This is a genomic window from Aulosira sp. FACHB-615 (genome assembly GCF_014698045.1).
Taxonomy (GTDB): Bacteria; Cyanobacteriota; Cyanobacteriia; order Cyanobacteriales; family Nostocaceae; genus Nostoc_B.
This window is the reverse complement of record NZ_JACJSE010000024.1, coordinates 41,444-64,013: the sequence shown is the minus strand read 5'-3', so window position 1 is coordinate 64,013 and position 22,570 is coordinate 41,444. Positions and strand designations below refer to the sequence as shown.

Annotated in this window: 20 protein-coding genes; 12 read left to right on the top strand and 8 right to left on the bottom strand. The window is 42.0% G+C overall.

The genetic code is table 11. The features are described 5' to 3' along the window. Window positions 1-21: 21 nt before the first annotated feature. Entirely contained in the window at window positions 22-1,884 is a 1,863-nt protein-coding gene (locus tag H6G77_RS26700; RefSeq protein WP_190873163.1) for a carbohydrate-binding protein, read from the top strand. A gap of 460 nt (window positions 1,885-2,344) precedes the next feature. On the opposite strand, the gene H6G77_RS26695 is transcribed toward H6G77_RS26700, so the two are convergent. After that, a complete protein-coding gene (locus H6G77_RS26695) occupies window positions 2,345-2,989 on the bottom strand; it encodes a PEP-CTERM sorting domain-containing protein (protein ID WP_190873162.1) in 645 nt (214 codons plus the stop codon). A gap of 947 nt (window positions 2,990-3,936) precedes the next feature. Here H6G77_RS26695 and H6G77_RS26690 point away from each other — a divergent pair. Continuing rightward, complete coding sequence (locus H6G77_RS26690; protein WP_190873161.1) at window positions 3,937-4,476, top strand: WcaF family extracellular polysaccharide biosynthesis acetyltransferase; 540 nt, start codon at window positions 3,937-3,939, stop codon at window positions 4,474-4,476. 221 nt (window positions 4,477-4,697) lie between these two features. Here the strand turns inward: H6G77_RS26690 and H6G77_RS26685 are convergent, their stop codons facing one another. Continuing rightward, complete coding sequence (locus H6G77_RS26685) at window positions 4,698-4,955, bottom strand: hypothetical protein (protein ID WP_190873160.1); 258 nt, start codon at window positions 4,953-4,955, stop codon at window positions 4,698-4,700. A 325-nt stretch (window positions 4,956-5,280) separates the two neighbouring features. Here H6G77_RS26685 and H6G77_RS26680 point away from each other — a divergent pair, with 325 nt between their 5' ends. From H6G77_RS26680 to H6G77_RS26660, 5 genes are all read left to right on the top strand, one after another. Further along, window positions 5,281-5,790 (top strand): inorganic diphosphatase, encoded by a 510-nt coding sequence (locus H6G77_RS26680; protein ID WP_190588162.1) that lies wholly within the window; start codon window positions 5,281-5,283, stop codon window positions 5,788-5,790. Between the two features lie 161 nt (window positions 5,791-5,951). Beyond that, a complete protein-coding gene (locus H6G77_RS26675) occupies window positions 5,952-6,137 on the top strand; it encodes a hypothetical protein (protein ID WP_190588161.1) in 186 nt (61 codons plus the stop codon). Continuing rightward, window positions 6,122-6,418 (top strand): type II toxin-antitoxin system RelE/ParE family toxin, encoded by a 297-nt coding sequence (locus H6G77_RS26670; RefSeq protein ID WP_190873159.1) that lies wholly within the window; start codon window positions 6,122-6,124, stop codon window positions 6,416-6,418. Before H6G77_RS26675 ends, H6G77_RS26670 begins: the two co-directional genes overlap by 16 nt. 226 nt (window positions 6,419-6,644) lie before the next feature. Beyond that, window positions 6,645-7,028 carry an aspartate 1-decarboxylase gene (gene panD, locus H6G77_RS26665; protein WP_190588159.1) on the top strand — a complete coding sequence of 128 codons (384 nt, stop codon included), beginning with the start codon at window positions 6,645-6,647 and terminating at the stop codon, window positions 7,026-7,028. A gap of 12 nt (window positions 7,029-7,040) precedes the next feature. Continuing rightward, window positions 7,041-7,943, top strand: a complete 903-nt coding sequence (locus tag H6G77_RS26660) for an MBL fold metallo-hydrolase (RefSeq protein ID WP_190588158.1) — start codon at window positions 7,041-7,043, stop codon at window positions 7,941-7,943. 1 nt (window position 7,944) lies between these two features. Here the strand turns inward: H6G77_RS26660 and H6G77_RS26655 are convergent, their stop codons facing one another. The 3 genes from H6G77_RS26655 to H6G77_RS26645 all read right to left on the bottom strand — a co-directional run bounded on the left by H6G77_RS26655 (window position 7,945) and on the right by H6G77_RS26645 (window position 10,377). Beyond that, window positions 7,945-8,100 (bottom strand): hypothetical protein, encoded by a 156-nt coding sequence (locus H6G77_RS26655; RefSeq protein ID WP_190588157.1) that lies wholly within the window; start codon window positions 8,098-8,100, stop codon window positions 7,945-7,947. Between the two features lie 59 nt (window positions 8,101-8,159). Continuing rightward, entirely contained in the window at window positions 8,160-9,227 is a 1,068-nt protein-coding gene (locus tag H6G77_RS26650; RefSeq protein ID WP_190588156.1) for an anthranilate phosphoribosyltransferase family protein, read from the bottom strand. Between the two features lie 214 nt (window positions 9,228-9,441). Continuing rightward, window positions 9,442-10,377 (bottom strand): LysR family transcriptional regulator, encoded by a 936-nt coding sequence (locus tag H6G77_RS26645; protein ID WP_190873158.1) that lies wholly within the window; start codon window positions 10,375-10,377, stop codon window positions 9,442-9,444. A gap of 176 nt (window positions 10,378-10,553) precedes the next feature. On the opposite strand from H6G77_RS26645, the gene H6G77_RS26640 reads away from it, so the two are divergent. Continuing rightward, entirely contained in the window at window positions 10,554-11,393 is an 840-nt protein-coding gene (locus H6G77_RS26640; protein WP_190873157.1) for a glycosyltransferase family 2 protein, read from the top strand. 74 nt (window positions 11,394-11,467) lie between these two features. Next, window positions 11,468-13,114: a fibronectin type III domain-containing protein gene (locus tag H6G77_RS26635; RefSeq protein WP_242049312.1), complete on the top strand. Its 1,647-nt coding sequence runs from the start codon at window positions 11,468-11,470 to the stop codon at window positions 13,112-13,114. 334 nt (window positions 13,115-13,448) lie between these two features. On the opposite strand, the gene H6G77_RS26630 is transcribed toward H6G77_RS26635, so the two are convergent. Continuing rightward, the gene (locus H6G77_RS26630; RefSeq protein ID WP_190588149.1) at window positions 13,449-15,455 is read right to left on the bottom strand and encodes a DICT sensory domain-containing protein; all 2,007 of its coding nucleotides are present in this window, start codon (window positions 15,453-15,455) and stop codon (window positions 13,449-13,451) included. Window positions 15,456-16,047: 592 nt separating this feature from the next. On the opposite strand from H6G77_RS26630, the gene H6G77_RS26625 reads away from it, so the two are divergent. Together H6G77_RS26625 and H6G77_RS26620 are read left to right on the top strand one after the other, a co-directional pair. After that, window positions 16,048-16,203 carry a hypothetical protein gene (locus H6G77_RS26625; protein WP_190668391.1) on the top strand — a complete coding sequence of 52 codons (156 nt, stop codon included), beginning with the start codon at window positions 16,048-16,050 and terminating at the stop codon, window positions 16,201-16,203. A 436-nt stretch (window positions 16,204-16,639) separates the two neighbouring features. Beyond that, the gene (locus H6G77_RS26620; protein WP_190588147.1) at window positions 16,640-18,931 is read left to right on the top strand and encodes an amylo-alpha-1,6-glucosidase; all 2,292 of its coding nucleotides are present in this window, start codon (window positions 16,640-16,642) and stop codon (window positions 18,929-18,931) included. Window positions 18,932-19,440: 509 nt separating this feature from the next. Here H6G77_RS26620 and H6G77_RS26615 read toward each other — a convergent pair. Next, the gene (locus H6G77_RS26615; protein WP_190873155.1) at window positions 19,441-19,752 is read right to left on the bottom strand and encodes a DUF2973 domain-containing protein; all 312 of its coding nucleotides are present in this window, start codon (window positions 19,750-19,752) and stop codon (window positions 19,441-19,443) included. A 248-nt stretch (window positions 19,753-20,000) separates the two neighbouring features. After that, window positions 20,001-20,321, bottom strand: a complete 321-nt coding sequence (locus tag H6G77_RS26610) for a DUF2605 domain-containing protein (RefSeq protein WP_190588145.1) — start codon at window positions 20,319-20,321, stop codon at window positions 20,001-20,003. 373 nt (window positions 20,322-20,694) lie between these two features. Between H6G77_RS26610 and thrS the strand changes: the two genes are divergently transcribed. Then, on the top strand, window positions 20,695-22,536 hold the full coding sequence (gene thrS, locus H6G77_RS26605) for a threonine--tRNA ligase (protein ID WP_190873154.1): 1,842 nt from the start codon (window positions 20,695-20,697) through the stop codon (window positions 22,534-22,536). The last annotated feature ends 34 nt before the right edge of the window (window positions 22,537-22,570 follow it).

The following is a 22,570-nucleotide window of genomic DNA, read 5'->3' as shown; positions in this document are numbered from 1 at the left end:
TTTTGATTCGGCTTAGAGGACATGACAAAAAATAAAATTAGTAAGTTTTTACAATACGCTGCGATCGCGTTAGTATTTAGCTTATCTGGCATTACTCATGGCAAAATTTCTATTTTTGAACCACTCCAACCTTCCGTAGCTGCAATTACATCAACTATTCCATCGACTGCGAAAGCACCTTGGCCAATATTTCAGCGAGTAGATGCTCTCAGTTTTGCTTCCCGCGTTGGTCTGGAAACAATTTGGGGTGGTTATGGTGAACGCAGTGAAGATCCTTTTAATTTTTTGGGTAATGGGCAGTCTCAAGAATTGACTAAAGCGGCTAATGGAAACTATGCAATATACAACAACCTTGACTTAGGTAGTGGTGTAGAAGCTTTGATGCTACGTGTTTCCTTAGATTCAGGAACAAATAGTGCAGAAGTACGTTTGGACTCACTGAACGGCCCTGTAGTTGGAACTTGCACCATCAATACTACTGGGTTACAAACATACCGTACAGTTCCTTGCCCTTTGAATAGCAATCTTGCCAAAAACACACCGAATAATGACACAAGAAACCTAGTCATCAAGTTCACAGGCTCCAACAGCAATATGCGCTTTAATTGGTTTGCTTTCTGGGCTAAGGATACTGTGCAGAAAATAGACGATATCCAAAAAATCCAGCCAGACCGCATCAATAAAGGCGCTCCTGTTATACCTATTTCTGGCAGACCAGTGCGGACACAAAACCTACTACCAGCCAGTTCCGACACTTTGGCCAGATCATACGGGTTGTGGTCTCCAGCCAAAACCGGGGAATGCCCAAAGTGGATGCACGACACCTATTGGACAAAAGCTGAAGATGGTGAGGTGTACCCCACATGGCATCCGCCCGTAGATTTTAACCCAGAAACTGATATGTACTGTACATACGGACATGAGCATGGCGATGACCCACGCAGTTCGGAGGTATTTAACATTGTGGGTATGCCAGCATTTGGATATGTCAGCGAACAGCAAGAAGTTAATAGTCCATCTCACGCTAGGCATGAAGACCATGTTGGACATAAAGTTTTGGTTGCGAACAACTGGAATATGTACAACGCAAATAACACCAGCTTAAATACAACTTGTGATGTGACTATAAAACTGCACATGGGTACACATTCCCCAGATGCTTTAACAAATACAGCTCATGAAATGTTCGTTGGTGGTAAGTGCGATGGAGAGGAGCCTTTTAATATAAAACATTTTGCTTTGTTCGGTAAAGCTGGAACATTCAAGGAACCAGAGGTTCCTTTGTGTGGGGTTACCCATACTGCTGGTATACCTCCTAACCCTATTGACCAACCTATGGGCGGTATGCACAGAGCCATTCCTACAAAAGAATGTTTTGTGCGCGGTACACAAGAAGAACAGTTAAATGGTATTGTTCCTAGAAGTGGTGAGTTTTGGTTAACAGGATTTACAGGCGGTAGCTTCTACTTTAATTTGAGAAATGCTTCACGTTTCTTTGATGCTTCTGCCGCTACGAAAATTAGTAGAACGGTGGATACTTGCTATAATTCTAGCCATCCCATGTCTAAGGGGCTATTGTGCCAAGAAGTTTTGGCGGCTGGAAGCAAAGTTACCTGGGATGACCCTCGTTCACCTTTCCGTGGAACAGTTCATTCTAATACCCATTTTGCAGCACTGGCTTTTAGCAATTCTACCAACTCTGTAATCTATACAGACGCTTATGGAAGAAATGCAAAAACATCACCAGATGCCTCGCAGGGCGTTATTTTTAAGCAAATCGTTCCTGTTCAGGGGTTTCATTATAAGGTAGATGGACAGGCAAGCGTCATACCGACAGTAGACTATTCAGCTTACGGGAAAAATGGGGTAAGAGCGCCTAATTAAACGCAACTAAATTAAACCGTAATAAAAAAATAGCCTATGAGTAAATTCATAGGCTATTTCTTATTACATATCTCGCAGACAAATTGGAAAATAAGAGTATTGTTGATAGGCTATGCTGGTTTTAGCTTAAATACTTCTATTAGCTGTAATAAAAAGCCTAAATCTCGTATTTGAGATGAGTTTTAGGCACTTTGTGAGAATGTAGATTTTTACGTTAAGTTGAGTTAACGGATGATGTAAATATCTTTCAATTGTTGAAACACTGAGAAAGTTTAGTGGTGTTGATAATTAAGAAAACTGAACTCTAGCTACTGCCATAATTCATTGTTAATCACTGAAATTCATCGCTTTTAATTGCAAAAACAGATTTACTTGTTTGCAAGTAGAGCTGATAAACAAGAAGGGAATGCAAGTTAATAATTGGGGTTTGATAATATGAATCTTACCCAAGAGTTACGAATTAAGCTTTGACTAGCTTTTCGTCTTTTTTGGAATACCGCTTTCTGAGATATGCACCAAAGGTTGCACCCAAAGCGATACCACCCATTGTTAGAGGTTCGGGAATAGGCTGGACTTCAACAGCTTTCAGGAAGTAGTCGTCATCCCCATCGGTAACAGTGAAAGAGTAAAGTGCGCCGAATGGAGAATTATTAATTGCTACGGAGACTGTACCAGTGCCAATAGAAGCAATGTTCCCACTTTGAAGGAAAGAACCATCTACTAATATTGAGTATTCATCTCCGTCTGGAGTAGCATCAACTTGAGAAAAGATGGCTCTGAAGAGTTTTACTTGAGGACTAAACAATAAGTTGAGGGTTTCGTTAATATCTAAGCCATCGACTTGATTATTATCGTTCCCATCGTTGCCTGTTACTACCCCTAAACCATTGCTATTACGAAATAGTAATGTTTCTGCTGGATTAGCTCCAACTCCGGTTGCTGTCACTGAAATACCACCTTGACTGTAGCTATAGCTTGTAGCAGTGCCAAAAGTACCACCCAGGTCAATAGTGATAGCTGAAGCCTTTCCTGTGGTAGCCATTAATGCTACGGTAGAAACTGCCGCCACGGTAGCCACTTTTTTAAGTATATTTAAATTTGCCATTTAGTTTGTTCCTCAAAAGAAAAGTAGGTGTTAAGTAAACCAACATTGCTGTGTGGCAAAATTCCCAGATTTATCTCAGATACCAGCCCCTTGTTAGCAAAATTACGTTTTTAAGAAAACACACTTACGTAGCCCAGAAAAGTTTAAATTGAAGCAATGTACGCAGAATCCACACAAGTGGATTTCAAGTGAGTATGTTAGGTTAACCAAGAGGTTTTATGGAGTATCCATACCCACACTTAAGTAATTGCACTTTATCAAGACTCTGTGTTTTTCTAAAACTTAAGATTCCGTAATTACCATCAAGCTAGTTGATATCTACTAAATAAAGCTGACATAAATACACTTACATACAACACATGGAGAACACAATATTTAGCTGATTCACTTCATAAAATCTTCATTTGCTATAGTTGTGTATCTTTGCAATATATAGATAGCACTGCTTCTCGGTGATTCACACATTTATAGGTACACCACAACTAAAAAAGATTGATTTTTCAGTATTTTCAACCACTACTCCTGTTGAGGATAAGACAGTTTCTCGCAAAAGCTTGATTGAATTTTGTTGCACAGTTAATCTTTATAATCTTTATAATGTGACAAAAGAAAATATATGGAATCTGATGTCATATCCTTTGCATAGACTAAGATATATGTTTTTGTAAAGTTCAGCTAGTTTAGCTGACAGCTTTCCACTACTCTCTCATATAGTTTTGTGATAACTGCTTAGAACTTGTTTTTGATGCAACAATATATAGAAATATGTCTTATGAAAAATATTTGTTCTGTAGTAATATCTATTTACTTACTTTAAAACTTACGTTTCCAACATTTTCTATAGCTTTATTACTGTATTTTAAATTTCCTAGTTGATTTTTTGACAAGCGAGAACTGAATTTTTCGGACACTCACTAAAATAGGTTACTATATTATTAGCTTGATATATGCGGTTAGATAATTACACTCTTGGTACTTATACTCCTGGCGCACCTTTATGGAAACAAGTGTTGTGGTATTTCCTGGGTTCTGCGTTAGTGCAGAATCGGTGGTTTACTGCTTCAGGGTTAAAAGTGTGGTTACTCAGAAGTTTTGGAGCGCAAATTGGTCAGAATGTGCGGATTAAACCAGGAGCGCGGGTGAAGTTTCCCTGGCGATTAACTGTAGGTGATCATGTGTGGATTGGAGAAGATGCTTGGATTGATAATCTAGCAAATGTGACAATTGAAAGTCATGTATGTATATCTCAAGGGGTGTATCTATGCACTGGGAACCATGACTGGAGTCATCCCGATTTTAAATTAATGACTGCGCCAATTCACATTCAAGAAAGTAGTTGGATTGCTGCAAAATCAGTAATTGGCCCTGGAGTCACTGTTGGGAAGGGTGCGGTGTTGACTTTGGGTGGAGTTACAGGACGTTCTTTAGAAGCGATGACAATTTATGCCGGGAATCCTGCCCAACCTATTAAGCAGCGTAAGATTTAATTGTGGTAGAAGGCGATCGCACCATAAATCATATCAAAATCGCAAGGGAGTAGCACCTCGACTTCTCCTGTCGGAGACGCTGCGCGAACGCTCGGTGATCGGAAGCAGAGGGGTGATGGAAGTGATTTGTATTAGCAACTTTGGGAAATGGTATAAGATTTAACAACAGTGGTGAAGAGCGATCGCACTATATGTCAGGTACATCTCCAAGGATGCTGTGTTTATAATTCTGAGGCTGTATCTGGGGCAATAATTTCACCAGTACCTATTTCGAGAATCATATCTTGATCTGTAATTAATTCACTCAATTCTTTGACTTGTAAATTCATTTGTTCACAAGCTTGTCGGAGTTCTTGGGCAAACGTATTGAGATCGTCGCCATAGCCACATTGATAAGCAGCAGTTTCAATTCCTTGCTTGGCATTTGCTCTGGCACAATCTACTAGCTCTGTGCCGTACAATGGTTTTGCAGATGGCATAATTCTATATATTTATTGATTAAATGTTAGTTTTAGATTAGCCATTCTTTAAGTATTGACACATCCCTCGGATGGCAGAATCATTACTACAAAATCATAATTAAGTACTCAAAATTGAGAACTTTCTCTTTATTCTTAAAACCAGAATTTTTAGGTAGTAGCAGCAACTTCACTCAAAATTCAGGATGATTTGGGTGTGGAACTTTGTCAGATTCTGGTTGTGTGAGAAAATACTTTGGGCAGAAGTGCATCTTGGCCATAAAATTCTACACGGGGAACTAAACAGAGTGCATCCCCAATTTACTGTTAGCCAAGGAGTGTTGTTGTGGACTTATCCCGTATTCCTGCTCAACCAAAACCGGGTATTCTGAACGTTCTGATTGAAATCCCAGGTGGAAGCAAGAATAAATACGAGTATGACAAAGAACTGGAAGCTTTTGCCCTAGACCGAGTGCTTTATTCTTCGGTAAGATATCCCTACGACTATGGTTTTGTGCCGAATACTTTGGCTGATGATGGCGACCCTCTAGATGGGATGGTGATCATCGATGAGCCAACTTTTCCTGGTTGTATCATTGCTGCACGCCCAATAGGTATGTTAGAGATGATTGATGGTGGCGATCGCGATGAAAAAATTCTTTGTGTACCAGACAAAGACCCACGCTATACCCATGTCAAATCTCTCAATGACGTAGCACCGCACCGTTTAGATGAGATTGCTGAATTTTTCCGCAGTTATAAAAACTTGGAAAAGAAAGTAACTGAAATTCTCGGTTGGCAAGATGTTGGTACAGTTGCAGCTTTGGTAGAAAAGTGCATCCAAGCTGCTAAATAATCTTTGAGTGCTGAGAGTTGAGCAAACGCCTACAGCATCTAGATGTTAGTGCTACATAATGGGCAACAATACTCAGCACTCAGCACTGAGTACTGGCTCCTCAGCAATCTTCACATTTGAGCTAAAATCATTTTGATCTCGGAATCAAAAAATAAACTGCTATGAGTGATAGAGAAACAGTTCTGGAACTTGTGAAAAGATTACCTCCTCACGTCTCTCTTCGTGATATAGTGCGGGAAATTGAGTTTATTGCTGCTGTCAGAGAGGGTTTAGCAGAAATTGACCAAGGTCAAGGAGTGTCGATTGAGGCTGTTGAGCAAATGATTGCAGCATGGACTACCAAGTAGTTCTCTCTCCAAAAGCTATAGGAGATTTGGAAGCTATTGTTAGGTACATTGCCTTAAGTAATCCTGAAGCTGCAAGAAAATTGGGTCAGCAACTCTTGGAAAAAACCAAAGAGTTAAGCCAGTTTCCTCTCCGAGGTCAAAAAGTACCGGAATTTAATGATTCTCATATCCGTCAGCTGATTCTTAAGCCTTACCGAATTATTTATCGTGTAGAAGAAGATAAACAACGAATCAGTATTGCTAGGTTTTGGCATTCGGCACAAGAGAGCTTAGAGCTTTAAAGAAAACAGGACTCACGTAAGTGTCACAATTGGTGGTTGGTGCGTGACGCTATAAATCTGAAAATCTGATGACTATGTTCAAATCTTCTCGTTGCGTCACACACCCTACAGAAAAATATGCCAGTTGCGTAAGTCCTAGAAAAATTGAGTTTAAAACCCCGTCATTTTACAACGGCTGGATGCTTTTGTGATACTAGAGTCAGGCAATCAAAAAACCTCAAAAATAATGCAGCGTACAGTTCTTTTGGCAAAAATACACAATTGCACCCTGACTGGGGCGAATATTAACTACGTAGGTAGTATCAGCATCGATGAAATGTTGTTAGACAAGGCTGGTATTTTACCCTACGAGCAAGTGCAAGTCGTCAATGTTGCCAATGGTGAACGTTTTATTACATACACAATCAAGGCTCCAGCCAATTCGGGAATTATTGAGCTAAATGGGGCGGCGGCACGTCTAGGCATTGTGGGCGATCGCTTGATTATAATGGCTTACGGGCAGTTCTCTTTGGAAGAGTTAAAAAATTACTCTCCTACGGTAGTCATTGTGGACGAAAAAAACCGACTATTAGAAGTGCGGCACTACGATGACCTGCTCAGTAAGGTCTAAATTGTCAGAAAAATGTCAAATCTTGCGCCGTCGGATTTCCAAAGTTCCGTAACTGAAACCGCAACTACAACCGCTAGTAGTTCCGTGGGTGAATTTTTTGTGCAATTTTGGGGTGTCAGAGGTTTAATCGCCACCCCAGCTAGTAACGCCGATCGTTATGGCGGAAATACTGCTTGTATAGAAATACAAGTAGCAGGTAAACGCTTGATTTTTGATGGTGGAACTGGTCTACGTATTCTCGGTAAATCTTTGCGACAACTGCAACAACCGATAGAAGCACATTTATTTTTTACCAATTCTCAATCAAATCGCATTCAAGGGTTTCCGTTTTTTGCACCAGCATTTGTCCCAGAAAACCGCTTTCATATTTATGGTTCGGCTGCTTCTAACAGTGCTTCCATTAAACAGTGCCTTTGTGATCAGATGTTACAGCCGCACTTTCCTTATCCACTCCAGGTAATGCAGTCGGAATTGCATTTCCATAATGTGATTCCCGGTAATGATGTGCAGCTAGATGATGTCACAGTTACCACAGCCTTGATTAATCAAACACAGCGTTCTGTTGGCTACCGAGTTTCCTGGCAGAATAAAAGTGTTGCCTACGTTACCGATTTAACCAAAAATGCTGATCCTGTTGATCAAGAGCAGATTTTACAACTGGTAAAAGGTGTAGATTTGCTAATTGCAAATGCTACTTACGTTCCACCAACAGCCAATAGCCACGAATCGACGGATGTACACTGGCAAGCGGCTGTAGAAGTAGCCCAAAATGCAGCAGTGAAGAAATTAGTGATTTCCCATCACCATCCCGATGATGAGGATGACTTTCTCGATCAAGTGCAAACTGATGTAAAAGCAACTTTTGCCCAAGGTTTACTAGCCTGTGAAGGTCTGGTGTTATCTATTGGTGAATAATTTACTTGATACATTTGAGCGTGCCGTATACTCCGCGAGTTTCCACCTGTACACAGTCTGGATGAAAACCTGCGGCGATCGCAATTTGCTGCAATTCATCGGCAGTGAAGAAGCGAAACACTATGCTGGGTAAGGGTTGGAGAAATTTATTGGACAACAGGACAAGCGATCGCTTGCTGTAAACAAGACATCATAATATTTGGATTGTAAAAGTAATTAAATATGCTGCAAGGCATTCTGGGAAGTTGAATTAACTATTTGCCTCAACTCTTGCAATTTAGCCGCGACTACACCATTAGTTAATAATTCTTTGGCTGTGGCGATACCTGATGCCATATCTGAACACATACCACTGCGCCAGAGATAAAATCCCCCATTCCATAAAGCTGTTTGTAATAATTCCCCTGGTTTGCCTGCTAGAACCTCTTGAATTTGGGTGATTAATTCTTCAGTGGTGCCTAAAGGGACGTTTTTGGTGGTAAACCCGTAATCATGGGGTGAGAGAAATAACCTGGCTAAATCTGGCGATGGAGATAAAGCGATAATTGCGGTGCGATCGCGTGGTAAGTCACCACTTCCTTCTAAGCCTTTAACTAAAGTATATTTTCTTACTTCTCTTAATTCTAATGCAGATTGAAACATTCCTTCGGTGGGGGGATGAACAAACCCGGCAATTAGGTGAGTATCACCCGCATAAGGACACCAAATTAATTCCATTGTGGCAAAAGGTGGACGTTTACCTAGTTGGTCGCGGTATTCCCAAATACTGTTAGTTAAGGGGAAATGACGAGGTGTGTAGATAAAGCCAATTTTGGTTTGTGCAAAGACTTGCTGGGTTTGAGGTAAAGATAAAGCAGTCCAATCAACGCCTAAACCTTGCCAAACTTCGATTAAAGGTAAACCATATTTGGTGGGTAAGCGATCGCCACCGTGCATCACCACAGGTTGTCCAGCCGCCGCGAGAATTAAAGCTGTAACGTTGCTAATGGGTGCAGTCCGAGTTCTGCCATCATAAGGTATTCCCAACACCATCACAGGCGATGTAGCGTTGATCGGCTGGAGTTTTGGCCCTAGTTCATTGTATGTATCTAACATTCCTGCCAACTCTTCGCCCGTTGGTCGTTTGATGCGATGGGCAATTAAGAATGCGCCGATTTGGGCTGGTGTGGCTTCTCCCAACAAAATCATTTTAGTAGCGATCGCAGCTTCCGCACGAGTTAAATTTTCGCCTGTGTGATTGCCACTGCCTACCTTTTTGAGTAGTTCCCTGAAGATATTGCTCATATTTGGTCACTGGTCATTTGTCATTGGTCATTGGTCATTGGTACAGAAATTGACCCTCCAAAGTTTAGATTTTAAATTTTGGATAGTGGAATTGAATCTAAAATCCAAAGTCTCAAATTGGTCGCTCCCTTTATGGGTGCAGACAATCTAAAATCTAAAATCCAAAATCTAAAATTGGTTGACCATTGACTATGGACTGTTGACTAATCATACTTCAGGAAGCCGATCGCTGTTCTTTTGATTGCGGCGGAATATTTTCTAACACCAATTCCCAAAAATGTTTAATCGGGGGAATTTGCAGGCGGTCTTGGGTTGTGACCATAACGACGCGGCGAGTCAACCCAGAATTATCTAAGGGATTATTGGCTAAAGGACGCACGGCTAAAGTTGAGTCGTGACGCGATTCGACTAACGCCGAAGTCGGAAGTAAGGCAATTAATTCACCTTGACGCACCACACCCCGAAACGCATCTAAAGTATTGACTTCTAAAGCCGCATGGAGTGTGGCTTCTAAACGCTCAAATTTATCTTGGACTAACCGTTGCATTCCATAGCCATCTTTAAATACCACTTGGGGATAACGCACCAATTCTGACCAAGGAATGCGTTCATATTGGGCGAGAGGATGATTAGCGGCGATGAGGACTTCGATTGGTTCTTCGTATAAAACTTCCACCACCATTTCCCTGCCGGTGGTTAAAAAGCGATTATTCATGACGATCGCTAAATCTACTAAACCATCTTTGAGAACCTTCAGGGCGCGATCGCTCCCCAAAGATGTTACCCGCAACTGCACTTCGGGATAATCTCGGCAGAACTTTTGTAATACTGGCGGTAAGTAAGAAGCACAAAGAGAATGAATCGAAGCAATGCACAACTCTGGTTGCTTACCCGCCATTAAATCTACTAATTCTTGGGTAGCAACTTGCCACTCCTGACAAATCTTGCGGACACGCGGCAATAAACGTTCCCCGCCCAAAGTTAATTTAGCATGAGTGTTGCGGTGAAACAGTTCCACACCCAAATCAGCCTCTAAAGCTTGAATTTGGCGGCTAATAGTTGATTGAGTGACACCACATTGTCGGGCTGCTTGTTGGAAGCTGCCACTGTCTGCGATCGCCAAAAAAGCTTGCAACTGTTCTAGTCGCATGTGAAGGTAGCCTGAATTACATTTACGGCTCTCATCAAGTTAACGGTTTTCCTCACAAAATTTAGTAGAGTTTGCTACATCTGCTCATAATTGACATATTTTAATAGAAATTTAACTTTTTCTTGTGATCTAAATAAACCGCAGCCGTCAAAAGTCAGTAGGAATTGGGGTCAAAAATGAAAATATCAATTATTACTGCTACATACAATAGACCGCAAAAACTCTATACAGATGCACTGAAGAGTTTAATTAACCAAACTGACCATGATTTTGAGTGGGTAGTAATTAACGATGGCGGCAACCAAGAAACTAGAGAAATTATTGCGGCGTTGCAAGTGCCGTTTACTATTGTTTATCAAGAAATAGAACATTCATCTGTTGGCTTTGGACTCTGCTACGCACGTAATACCGGACTAAATCTAGCTACAGGCAATTTAATTACATACTTAGATGATGACAATAGCTTAGAACCAGAGTTTGTTGCTGTTACCAAGCATTTTTTTAGAGAAAATAACTTTGTGAAATACAGTATGGCAGTGCAGCAGCGTCGCCGAGATGTGGTTTGTCAAGATAAAATCATCCGCACCAGTAAAGTTTTTTTGTCTCCCAAAGACCCTAACTGTACACTTGATCAATTAATTACACAACAAGAGATTTTTGATAGCAATGGATTCACCCACTATCATGACGATACCCTCAAATGGAATCCTGACTATCGAGTATTTGCCGACTATGAATTTTTACTCCAATGCACGAAAAAATATGGCAGTAGTCAATTTCAAATCAACCGCCAAGTTTTAGTGAATTATATTCAATCATCCCAAGGCACTATCGGGGGTTCTCATTATGGTCAGTGGGCAGCAGAATTAAAACAGATAATTAATCAGGCTGGTTTGTACTCGCTGACATCACATCAAATTGAGCGAATTCACCAACTCATCCAAATCTATAATCACAAAGCGAATCACCGCGCACCTGCATTTGTCGCAGAACCTTCCCACCAGGACAAATCATGAAATTTTTCCAGCCTGTACTTTTGTTTGTCCTATGCTTTACCTTGGTAAGCGTGCATTCCTTTGGGCAAACCGTTATGACCGTAGCGCCTCAATTGTTGACAGATCCATTTTTGCAGCTACCAACGGCAAACTCAGTCAGAGTAGTATGGTTTACTGAGTTTGCCGGGAATCAGCATACAGTTGCTTATGGGGAAAATTTGCAGCAAACTGCCAAAGCCACAACGACTAAACTCAGTCGCACCAGAGAAGACCAAAAATCCAGAGTTGGGAAGCAAACCCAAGATGGACAAGTTTATCAACAACCAACAATGCGGGATATTTGGCGACATGAAGCGGAGGTGACAGGGTTAACGCCAGGAGTGCGGGTGAATTATCGAGTTAGCAGTATAAGAGAAGATGGCGCGACTGTTAGCAGTGATGTTTTTACCCTGACAGCCAAACCAGAACCGGGAACACCGCTCAAAATCCTGTTAACTTCCGACCATCAACTCAAGCCGATGACCGCCGCCAACCTACAAAAAGTCGTAGAAACAGTGGGAAGAGTCGATGCAGTGTGGTTTGCTGGTGATTTAATTAATGTGAGCGATCGCGCCTCGGAATGGTTTGATGATAATCGGGGTAATGCTTTATTTCCTGGCTTACAAGGTCATGCTCAATACGAAATGCAGCATAATGGCGTGAAAGTCACTTACACAGGCGGGCAAATTATCCAACACGCACCCATGTATAGTTGCATTGGTAATCATGAAGTCATGGGGCGTTTTGGTAGGAAAAACAGTTTAAATGATGAATTTGATGATACCTTTCCCCGCGCGGTTGCCCAAAAATTATATAGTGGCAAATCTCTAATTGATCATTCTTTTAATACAATTACCTACGAAGAAATTTTGAGCTTACCTGAAAGTAAATCAGGTGGAAAAAAATATTATGCAGTTAGTTTTGGTGATGTGCGTTTAATAGTTTTATACATCACAAATATGTGGCGCACACCCAAATTAGACGGAAAATCTACAGGTAGATATCGAGAAGCAGAAAAAGATTTAAATAACCAAGAAAATTGGGGTTATGGGCAGATCATTTATGAGCCAATCGCCAAAGGTAGTACACAATACAATTGGTTAGCAGCAGAACTCAACAGCCCAGAATTTCAACAAGCAAAATACAAAGTTGTGATGTTCCATCACCCGCCCCATACCTTGGGCGATAATATAGTTCCAGCGTACACCGACCCAATACAAATCAGCGATCGCAATCAGCAAAACAAAATTACCTCTGTGCGTTACGAATATCCCAAAAACGCTGACTATATTATCCGTGATGTTGTCCCTTTACTGGAAGCAGCTAATGTGCAATTAGTCTTTTATGGACATTCTCATTTATGGAATCGCTTTATTAGTTCTGGGGGAATGCACTTTTTAGAAACCTCAAATGTGGGTAATACCTATGGTGCTGCTTGGGGCGAAAGAAAACGAGAAGTTCCCACCAACTATCAAGAAAAATATGTTGACCTCGGCGACCCCAATGGTTTAGAACCTGTGGTACCAAACATCGCACCAATATTAGGTGAAAATGGTCAACCAATACCTTATATAGCTAGTAATAACATTACTGTTTTTAGTATCTTTGATACCAGCACAGGTAAAGTAAGTAGCTATCTTTTTGATACGCGCAAACCAGATTCAGAAGTGATCAAGTTTGATGAATTTCAGTTGGCAAGATAGTTAGGACTTAGGTAGGACTTACGCACCACAATTGTCTGTGGGGATTGGGTGTGGGGGTGTAAGGGTTTTGAATACTTCTTACACCCTCAATACGGTTCGGTTCGGATAAGAAACTTACTTGTGTAGGCAAGCAAGGGTGCAGGGGTGAAAGGGGGAACGAAGGTACGCTCTCCCCTGCACCTGAAGCTCCTCCGCCCCCCTGCTCACCTCAACAGATACATTTGTTAACCGAACCGTATTGCTTACACCCTCATACCCCTGCACCCTTTATTAAAACTTATTTTTTCGTTTTTTTGCGTAAGTCCTATTAGGTTTGGAGAAGTCACACATCCCGTTATTTACTCCTCACCCTTGCTCGCTTTTCTTCCTGGCTACCCAGAACAATGGGAATGGTGAAATGAAACTGACTACCTTGGTCTTTCCCTTGCGACTCTGCCCAAATTTCTCCGCCCCAACCATTGACAATTTGCCGACAAATTGCTAAACCCAAACCTGTGCCGCCTGCGGTACGCCGTAGCGCCCCTTCTTCCTGATAAAAGCGGTCAAATACCACCTCCAAGCGATTTGGCTCAATACCCCGTCCGGTATCAGCCACGGTGACTTCTACCATCTGATTGCCGTTTTGAGAGGCTTGAATGGAAATTTCCCCGTCAGAGGGCGTAAATTTGCAGGCGTTGTCGATGAGTTTTGCCAAGACTTCCACTAACCAATCGCCATCGGCTTTAACTAAAGGTAAATTTTCTGTGATTTGGGTTGTGATTTGGGGCGGATTTTCCATTGAAGGGCGGGTGCGAGTGCGACTCAGGGCTAAATCCACACATTCTTGTAAGGTGAGTGATTCGGGATGCCATTCTACGCGGCCGCTTTCTAGGTTAGACAGGGTGAGAAAATCCTGGACGAGTTTCCGCATCCGTTCGGAATCGGCTAGGGCTGTATTTAACATTACCTGCTGTAATTCCAAAGGCATATCTGGTTCGCTGGCGAGGCTTTCTAAGCAAACTTGAATGGTAGATAAGGGGGTACGCAGTTCGTGACCGGTAATGGCTATCAAGTTGCTGCGGGTGCGATCGAGGGCTTCTAGTTGTTGGTTGAGTTCTTCGAGGTTGGCGTAGGCTTCGGCTTGAATTAAAGCGGCCCCGATTTGGGTGGCGATCGCTTTTACCAAGTCAAGTTCTCCGGCTTGCCACTGGTGGGGCGGTACACTGCAATAGTGTAGTTCCACAATCCCCAGCAGTCTTCCCTGAGATAATACTGGTTCCATTAACCAGGAACGAATACTGTATTTTTTGGCAATTAAGGACAGATTTCTAGAACTGCTGATTCGCAAATCATTATGTGTATCAGCTACACAAACACCTTCCCCTAGCTGTACAACTTCCTGAAACAAAGCATTGTTATCTAAATCCCAAGTTTGCCCACACACCGATAAAACGCCAGTCGTCAAAAATTCATGTTCAATTGTGGCTTGGGCTTGTGTGGCTTGAGCGCGGTAAATTAAACAACGACTTGTCCCTAAGTGTTGTCCTAACTCTTGGGCGGCGATTTGCAAGACTTCATGGGGGTCAAGCGATCGCCTAATTGCCGTACTAATAGAATTAATTAAACGTTCTTTACGGGCTTGGGCAATAATTGAGCGATAAGCTTTGTGTAATTTATACTGACTAGCTTGCAAATAAGTTACCAATCGCTGCACAAAAGGATCTGTATCGATATCACAAGCAAATTCGGGTTGTCCGATTTGAGAGTAAATTCTTGGTTCCCCAATGCCAAACCTTTGGCGGGCTTCCTTGATTTTATTTGCCAAGTCTGGGCGATAAATTAAAATCCTGTCCAATAGCAATTGTGCCGCTTTCAGGCTAACTCCTCGCTCTGATGTCCATATACCCTCAAACCTGCGGGCTGTGTCTATATCCAAACCAGTACTAAACTCTGGCACTTGCTGATTTTTGGTAATAGAACCCAAGCTTTCTCGACACACTAAGCAAGTAGCATAATTATCAGCAACCACTACTAAGTGCCACTCTTGCGTTAAAGCATCATCTGGTTCAAAGGCTACTTTCTCATAGTATTCCGAGCTATTGGCAAAGTCCGTTTCTGGAGCAGCTAAAACGTATATTTGATTACTGCGCTGCGCCAGCCTTTGATAGCGATGAGCTTCTTGGCGATAAAATCGCTCGCGTTGAAAGCTGGCAATTACCAAAGGTCTGTCTAAAGTCGCCGCCAAAACCTGATCTTCCATCGCATGGGAGAGGGCGGTTAGTGAAGCTTTGAAATATAGCTGGGGTCGCAGGTAAGGAATGGACTGTAGCAGATCACTCAGCACAGAAGTCGAAATGCTCATGAATATTATTTAAGGAGCCACTTTCACAGAAAAAATCCACGTCACAGCTGCATTGTACAAATTACAATCAACTCTCAAACTAGATAGACCGTTAGATTATGTAAAGAATCCTAAACAGCACCTGCAAAAGGCAGTATCAGCAATTAACTGCCAATCTAGGTTGCTAAAAGTCAAAACAGGCTTTTGGTACATTGTTCAGCTTTTAGTCATCAGATGGCAAGTTATTTTGCTTGACTGCACAAGGAGGAAGTGCCTAGAGGTTTCTTGACAAATATCCCAGTCTCTAGTCAAGTTCAAACCCAATAACGGAGATCAATTCCGTCAGCATCTTTGTTTAGTCAGGCATAGACGTGGTATTGCCATTCTCTCAAGATGCTATGGTCTGGATAGAAATTGTGTTTGTTGATCTAGATTTTGCCCATTGGGATGATTTAAGTCCTAAGCTACTACGCTCAATATACATTTTCGGTCAGAACTGCCCTTTCGTTAACCAAAAGTTGATCAAATCTGAAGTCTGAATTGACTTCTCTGTTAACTGCCCCTCGGTACTGCCTCTTACCTCAACCGCCTAGCGGTAAGTCAAAAGGCAAAAATGAAGAATACTTTTGACTTCTCCGACGTTGCTAGAGTACCTCCTGACTTGACCCGAATTTCTCAGGTATGGGTAGGGGGTGTGGGGAGTGTGGGGAGTGTGGGAAGTTTGGGGGGTGTGGGAAATCTAGGCTTGAAAGTGCTGAGTGCTGAGTAAAAATGCTAGTCCCACTTTCATGCTTGGCTATGAAACAAGTTTCATCGGGACTGCCTTCTGCAATCAGCCCCATAAATCTCCAATTTACTGGTTTTTCGATAGCTTTGCATCTTTTTGCAGCCTGATGAACGTGGAATTCTGGATTTTGCTTTGATTGTGGAGCTTTAGTCCCAAAATACAAGATAAAGCAAGTCAGGTGGGAGTATATACCAGGGTTGATTTAATATCTGTGAAAATCCTGTAATATCAGCCTTGACTTTCACCCCAGACAATATAAATTTATAAAGATTTGTTATGTAAATTTTCTCCCATAAGTTTCTCAGAACTTATTTTTCACAGTTCTGAACAGAATTTTTTGCTTGGATTTTACTGCTGTTGAACTGCTCAAAGTTACTCCGACTACGAAAACATAGACTTATACACGGAACATTGGCTGATGACACCGGATTTGCTAATCACCCAAGATAAAATTTCATTGGACGGCAAGACTTTTATCCCCGCAGAACAATTACCTATGTCAGAGTGGCCTTGTGTGGTAAGTGAACGACCACAACCCACGCTGACGGTAAAAGATGATGATTTATTCTTAGTTACAGATACAATAGGGAACATTTCAGGCTGTTCTCTGAATGATGGCAACCCCAGTATGGGATTGTTTTGTTGTGATACGCGATTTCTCAACCGTTTAGAATTGCAAATTGAAGGGCGATCGCCTACACTCCTAAGCAGCACAGCAGAAAAGGGATTTTCTCTTTCGATTTTGTGTACTAATCCCAGAATTGACGATCGCCTCAAAGCTGATAGTATAGGCATCCGCCGCGAAATCGTCCTCAATGGCGCACTATTTGAAGAAATCGAAATATCTAACTACAGCACCACTACTGTCAGCTTTGAACTCAGCATCAGCTTTGATGCTGATTTTGTTGATTTGTTTGAAGTGCGGGGTTATGAACGACCCCAACGAGGTAAACTTCTACGTCTAGTAGAACCAATACACGAAGACGCAGCCCAATTTAATGGTGATGGTGCTGTACCTGTATCACCTCACCCAGAAGCCCAGAAAGCCGAATTCTTAACCTTAGCTTATCAAGGTCTGGATGGCTTAATCATGGAATCGCGTATTCATTTCCAGCATTACCTACCAGATCACTTTAAAGGTTACACAGCCGTTTGGCGTTTAGAGTTAGCCTCTCATGAAACTCAAAAAATTGGCTATCGGATTAATTTGTTCACTAACAATACTTCCAGTTCTACCGTCAGTGCTGCTTTTACTCTAGGACAAGCTAAAGCCGCAGAAATGATGGAAGAACAAAATTGGGTACAACAAATTACCCGCATTAGTTCCGATAAAAGTACACTCAATCACATCATTAACCGCGCTGAACAAGATATGTACTTGTTACGCCAGTCCTTCGGCAAGTACAAGACAGTTTCTGCGGGCGTACCTTGGTTTTCGGCGTTGTTCGGCCGAGATTCGATTATTACGGCTTCCCAAACCTTAATCTTAAACTCGCAAATCGCCAAAGAAACTTTGCAACTATTAGCCGCTTACCAAGGTAAAACCGAGGACGAATGGCGCGAAGAAGAACCAGGTAAAATTCTGCACGAGTTACGCTTGGGTGAAATGGCGCGTTGTCAAGAAATTCCCCACACACCTTATTACGGTACAGTTGATGCTACGCCTTTGTGGTTGATGCTGTATGGTGAATACTACATTTGGACTAATGACCACGAAACCTTAGAACAGCTTTGGCCAAATGCTTTAGCCGCAATGGAATGGATTGACCGCAACTTGCAAGCAACTGGCTATTTGAGTTACTATCGCAAATCAAAACGCGGTTTAGCTAATCAAGGTTGGAAAGACTCTGGCGACTGTATTGTTGACCGTAAAGGAGATTTGGCTAACGGGACTATTGCTTTGTGTGAAGTCCAAGCTTATGTTTATTCCGCTAAAATCCGTTTGGCTGAAATTGCCCGAATGAAGAAGCGGTTAGATTTAGCAGACCGTTGGCAAGAAGAAGCCAAAAATTTGAAGTTGCGGTTTAATCAAGACTTTTGGATAGAAGACCAAGATTTTTGTGCTTTAGCTTTGGATGGCGAAGGTAAACAGGTAGATAGTGTGACATCTAACCCTGGTCATTGTTTACAGTTGGGCATCTTTACCCCAGAAAAAGCCTATAGTGTGGCGGAAAGGTTACGCGCCCCCGATATGTTTAATGGTTGGGGGATTCGGACTTTAAGCAGTTTATCGCCAGCATACAATCCAATGGGTTATCACACTGGTTCAGTGTGGCCTCATGATAACTCTTTAATTGCAACGGGTTTGCGATCGCTCGGTTTAATCGATCAAGCCTTGGAACTTTTTCAAGGTATACTCGACATGACTAATCACCAGCCTTATCAACGTCCTCCAGAACTGTTTTGCGGCTACGAACGCAATGGTGATAACGCCCCTGTACAATATCCTGTGGCTTGTACACCACAAGCTTGGGCTACAGGTAGCGTGTTTCAAATGCTACAAATGATTGTCAATTTAGTCCCAGACGCGCAAAATAACTGCCTACGAATAATCGACCCCGCTTTACCAGAGTCGATTAATCAACTGTCATTTCACAATTTACGAGTTGGTACAACAATTCTTGATTTGGAGTTTGAGCGTTCTGGTAATACTACTGCCTGCCGCGTAGCAAAAAAACGCGGTAATCTCCGCGTAGTTATCGAAGCTTAATCAAACAATATGAAGTATCAATGAGGCTGGAGGCTAGTACAACAAGGCAAAAGTAAAAAGGTGAGCCATTGCGGTGGACGGGTTTCCCGGCATAAAGGAGACAGTGCCGTGGGCGGGTCTCCCGACTTGAGGCAACTGTCGTCAAATGGTGAACCCGAAGGGCAAAAGGAAAAAGAAAGAATATTCATACCACAAGTCTTTTAGCAATTTCTTATGGTCTGTTTATTTACGCCAATCTGTACTAGGGGCTAGAGGCTAGGGGTTAGAAGTTCAAATTTCAGACTTTTGTGTGGCTTTAGATATAAATATCTAGCCCCTACTCCCCACTCCTGACAGGTGTAGGTTTTTTACGTTCTGCCCCAAAAACCTTGATTTAGGGTGTAGGGGTATAAGGGTGTGAGGGGGGTGGAACTCTGATTAAATCGTGATTTTTAGAGTCGCTACTCATCACTCTGTTAAAAACCTACACTTGTGAGACTCCCCACTCCCCACTCCCCACTCCCTACTCCCTACTTTTCATGATTTTCACTCTTTTGTCCTGGAGAAGCTTCATAAATTGCATCTAGTTGTTGTCTAGCATCTTCAACATTAATGGAACGCATAACTAATAATGGTTCTTTAATGATGTTGCCATTGCTATCTAATAATTCTGGATGGGGTACTGATTGTCTCCCTGAACGATAATTTCGATTTGCTGAAGGTTTGGCTTGATAATTTCGCTCTCTGTCAATAAAACTAAACATAACTAAGTTGCGAATTAAGTTCGCCACTGCAATACAAGCCAAAATCGTAAAAGCAAGAATATAAAGTAGGTGCAACATAATGCGGGTTTCCTCCAGGGCAGCAAGTTTAAAAACCTTATACTGAAAAACTTCGCTGAGGTTGGGACTCGCAGCGAGTGTAGATTTTTAACGCACTTTTGATGCGCTTATATGATTAATATGAAAAATTTGTCAAGGCTTATTCAATTAACGGTAGCATAGGATACATTATTTGTTAATAAAAAATTTATTAAGTATTTTATAGTATCTATGCGAAGTGTGTGATGTGTCACTAACTCCAGCTAGAGCTATGACTTTTCTTTTTCTTGATGAAAGCGCATCCCTACATTCCAACATTCTGTAACCAATTGATGCCAAGGCGCTAAGGTTGTCATATCCAATCCGACTTGTTTATCAGTGGCTGCAAATAGCATTTTTGCTGTGTTTAGTTCTGTTTGTGCTTGCTTGACTCGTAACAGCAGGTTAGATTGTTCTTGATGACTCATAAATGAGAGTTGCTCAGTTTCTAAAAGGTGGCGCGATCGCCCAAACCAATAGTCAAAGTCTTCTAACAAAGGCTCTAAGACCGTTTTCAGCAACTCAGTCCCTGGTAAATTTGAGTCTTGCATAGCTATGAAGGATACTTCTATTTTTCTTATTAATATTAACGTTTTTTACAAAACTTAACATTATTATATGCTATGTCCTCAGAAAGATAGTAAAAAAAATCTGTCATAATGATTACGAAAAGCAAATCTTCATCAAGAACACAGTAATTTAACCTAAGAAAATTCAGGCTAAAGACTGTAGACAGAAGAAAACACAGTCGGCAAGCTAAGATTAAGTTTCATACTTCAGACTTTACACTTCATACTTCATACAATGCTAGAGTGCATCCAGGACAGCTAAAAGTCCGTCAAGCTGAAATATAACCCTATGTTATATTTGGGTAAGCTTTTCAGCATTTTAACTAATAAATTACTTTTTGCAATTACTTCGCCAATGGTTCAGCAGCCAATGTCGCCTAATCAAAATCTGCATCAAGCAGAACAACCAGAAAAAATTTCTTTACCCCGTACCAGCGAATCAGAGACTTTAAAAAAGATTCGCCACACAACTTCTCATGTGATGGCAATGGCAGTGCAGAAGCTGTTTCCCAAGGCGCAAGTTACAATCGGCCCCTGGATTGAAAATGGATTTTATTACGATTTTGACAGTCCAGAGCCATTTACTGACAAAGACCTCAAAGCCATCCAAAAAGAGATGGCGAAGATTATTAATCGCAAATTGCCAGTAATTAGAGAAGAAGTCAGCCGGGAAGAAGCCGAACGCCGCATTCAGGCAATCAACGAGCCTTATAAATTAGAAATTCTGGCAGATTTAAAAGAACCGATTACTATTTATCACTTGGGTGATCAATGGTGGGATTTGTGCGCCGGGCCTCACGTTGAAAATACTCAAGAATTAAACCCCAAAGCCATTGATTTAGAAAGCGTTGCGGGTGCATATTGGCGTGGGGATGAAACCAAAGCGCAACTACAGCGCATTTACGGTACTGCTTGGGAAACTCCCGAACAACTAGCTGAATACAAGCGCCGCAAAGAAGAAGCACAGCGCCGTGACCATCGCAAACTCGGTAAAGAATTGGGTTTATTTATCTTCTCCGACTTAGTGGGGCCGGGTTTACCTTTATGGACTCCCAAAGGCACTTTATTGCGGAGTATCTTAGAAGACTTCCTCAAGCAAGAACAACTCAAGCGTGGATATTTACCTGTGGTGACTCCCCACATTGCGAGGGTGGATTTATTTAAAACTTCCGGTCACTGGCAAAAGTATAAAGAAGATATGTTTCCCTTAATGGCTGAGGATGAAGCCGCCGCAGCACTTGAGCAAGGCTTTGTCATGAAGCCAATGAACTGTCCCTTCCACATCCAAATATATAAGAGTGAATTACGCTCTTATCGGGAACTACCGATGCGCTTGGCTGAGTTTGGCACGGTCTACCGCTATGAACAGTCAGGGGAATTAGGCGGTTTAACCAGAGTGCGCGGTTTTACTGTGGATGACTCACACTTGTTTGTCACCCCAGAACAACTCGATAGCGAATTCCTGAACGTGGTGGATTTGATTTTATCGGTGTTCAATAAACTACAACTGAAGAACTTTAAAGCCAGATTGAGTTTCCGTGACCCTGCTAGTGATAAATATATTGGTGGCGATGAGGTTTGGGATAAAGCCGAAGGTGCAATTCGCCGCGCTGTTCAACAGCTAGGAATGGAACATTTTGAAGGTATTGGGGAAGCTGCATTTTATGGGCCGAAGCTTGACTTTATCTTTAAAGATGCGTTGGAAAGAGAATGGCAATTAGGGACTGTGCAAGTTGACTATAACTTACCAGAACGCTTTGATTTAGAGTACGTTGCTGAAGATGGTTCGCGCAAACGTCCGGTGATGATTCACCGCGCACCGTTCGGTTCCTTAGAACGACTGATTGGGATATTAATTGAAGAGTATGCAGGTGATTTCCCCTTGTGGTTAGCACCTGTGCAAATCCGATTGCTATCTGTCAGTGATGCACAGCTAGAGTTTGCGAAATCTGTAGTAGCGAAAATGCTGACCTTGGGTATCCGTGCCGAAGTTGACACCAGTGGCGATCGCTTGGGTAAATTAATCCGCAACGCCGAAAAAGATAAAATACCAGTAATGGCAGTGGTAGGTGCAAAAGAAGTTGAAACCAACTCCTTAAGCATCCGTACCCGTGCTTCTGGGGAATTAGGCGCAATTTCTGTAGATGAAGTGGTGCAGAAATTGAAAGATGCGATCGCTAATTTCGATAACTTCTAGTACAAACTAGGCTGGGTATTACCCAGCCGAAAAA

Excerpts from the sequence above, each read along its gene's own strand:
- H6G77_RS26700 (WP_190873163.1), top strand. The coding sequence starts at position 22 with ATGACAAAAAATAAAATTAGTAAGTTTTTACAATACGCTGCGATCGCG.
- H6G77_RS26695 (WP_190873162.1), bottom strand. The coding sequence starts at position 2,989 with ATGGCAAATTTAAATATACTTAAAAAAGTGGCTACCGTGGCGGCAGTT.
- H6G77_RS26690 (WP_190873161.1), top strand. The coding sequence starts at position 3,937 with ATGCGGTTAGATAATTACACTCTTGGTACTTATACTCCTGGCGCACCT.
- H6G77_RS26685 (WP_190873160.1), bottom strand. The coding sequence starts at position 4,955 with ATGCCATCTGCAAAACCATTGTACGGCACAGAGCTAGTAGATTGTGCC.
- H6G77_RS26675 (WP_190588161.1), top strand. The coding sequence starts at position 5,952 with ATGAGTGATAGAGAAACAGTTCTGGAACTTGTGAAAAGATTACCTCCT.
- H6G77_RS26670 (WP_190873159.1), top strand. The coding sequence starts at position 6,122 with ATGGACTACCAAGTAGTTCTCTCTCCAAAAGCTATAGGAGATTTGGAA.
- panD (WP_190588159.1), top strand. The coding sequence starts at position 6,645 with ATGCAGCGTACAGTTCTTTTGGCAAAAATACACAATTGCACCCTGACT.
- H6G77_RS26660 (WP_190588158.1), top strand. The coding sequence starts at position 7,041 with ATGTCAAATCTTGCGCCGTCGGATTTCCAAAGTTCCGTAACTGAAACC.
- H6G77_RS26650 (WP_190588156.1), bottom strand. The coding sequence starts at position 9,227 with ATGAGCAATATCTTCAGGGAACTACTCAAAAAGGTAGGCAGTGGCAAT.
- H6G77_RS26645 (WP_190873158.1), bottom strand. The coding sequence starts at position 10,377 with ATGCGACTAGAACAGTTGCAAGCTTTTTTGGCGATCGCAGACAGTGGC.
- H6G77_RS26640 (WP_190873157.1), top strand. The coding sequence starts at position 10,554 with ATGAAAATATCAATTATTACTGCTACATACAATAGACCGCAAAAACTC.
- H6G77_RS26635 (WP_242049312.1), top strand. The coding sequence starts at position 11,468 with ATGACCGTAGCGCCTCAATTGTTGACAGATCCATTTTTGCAGCTACCA.
- H6G77_RS26630 (WP_190588149.1), bottom strand. The coding sequence starts at position 15,455 with ATGAGCATTTCGACTTCTGTGCTGAGTGATCTGCTACAGTCCATTCCT.
- H6G77_RS26625 (WP_190668391.1), top strand. The coding sequence starts at position 16,048 with ATGAAGAATACTTTTGACTTCTCCGACGTTGCTAGAGTACCTCCTGAC.
- H6G77_RS26620 (WP_190588147.1), top strand. The coding sequence starts at position 16,640 with ATGACACCGGATTTGCTAATCACCCAAGATAAAATTTCATTGGACGGC.
- H6G77_RS26615 (WP_190873155.1), bottom strand. The coding sequence starts at position 19,752 with ATGTTGCACCTACTTTATATTCTTGCTTTTACGATTTTGGCTTGTATT.
- H6G77_RS26610 (WP_190588145.1), bottom strand. The coding sequence starts at position 20,321 with ATGCAAGACTCAAATTTACCAGGGACTGAGTTGCTGAAAACGGTCTTA.
- thrS (WP_190873154.1), top strand. The coding sequence starts at position 20,695 with ATGGTTCAGCAGCCAATGTCGCCTAATCAAAATCTGCATCAAGCAGAA.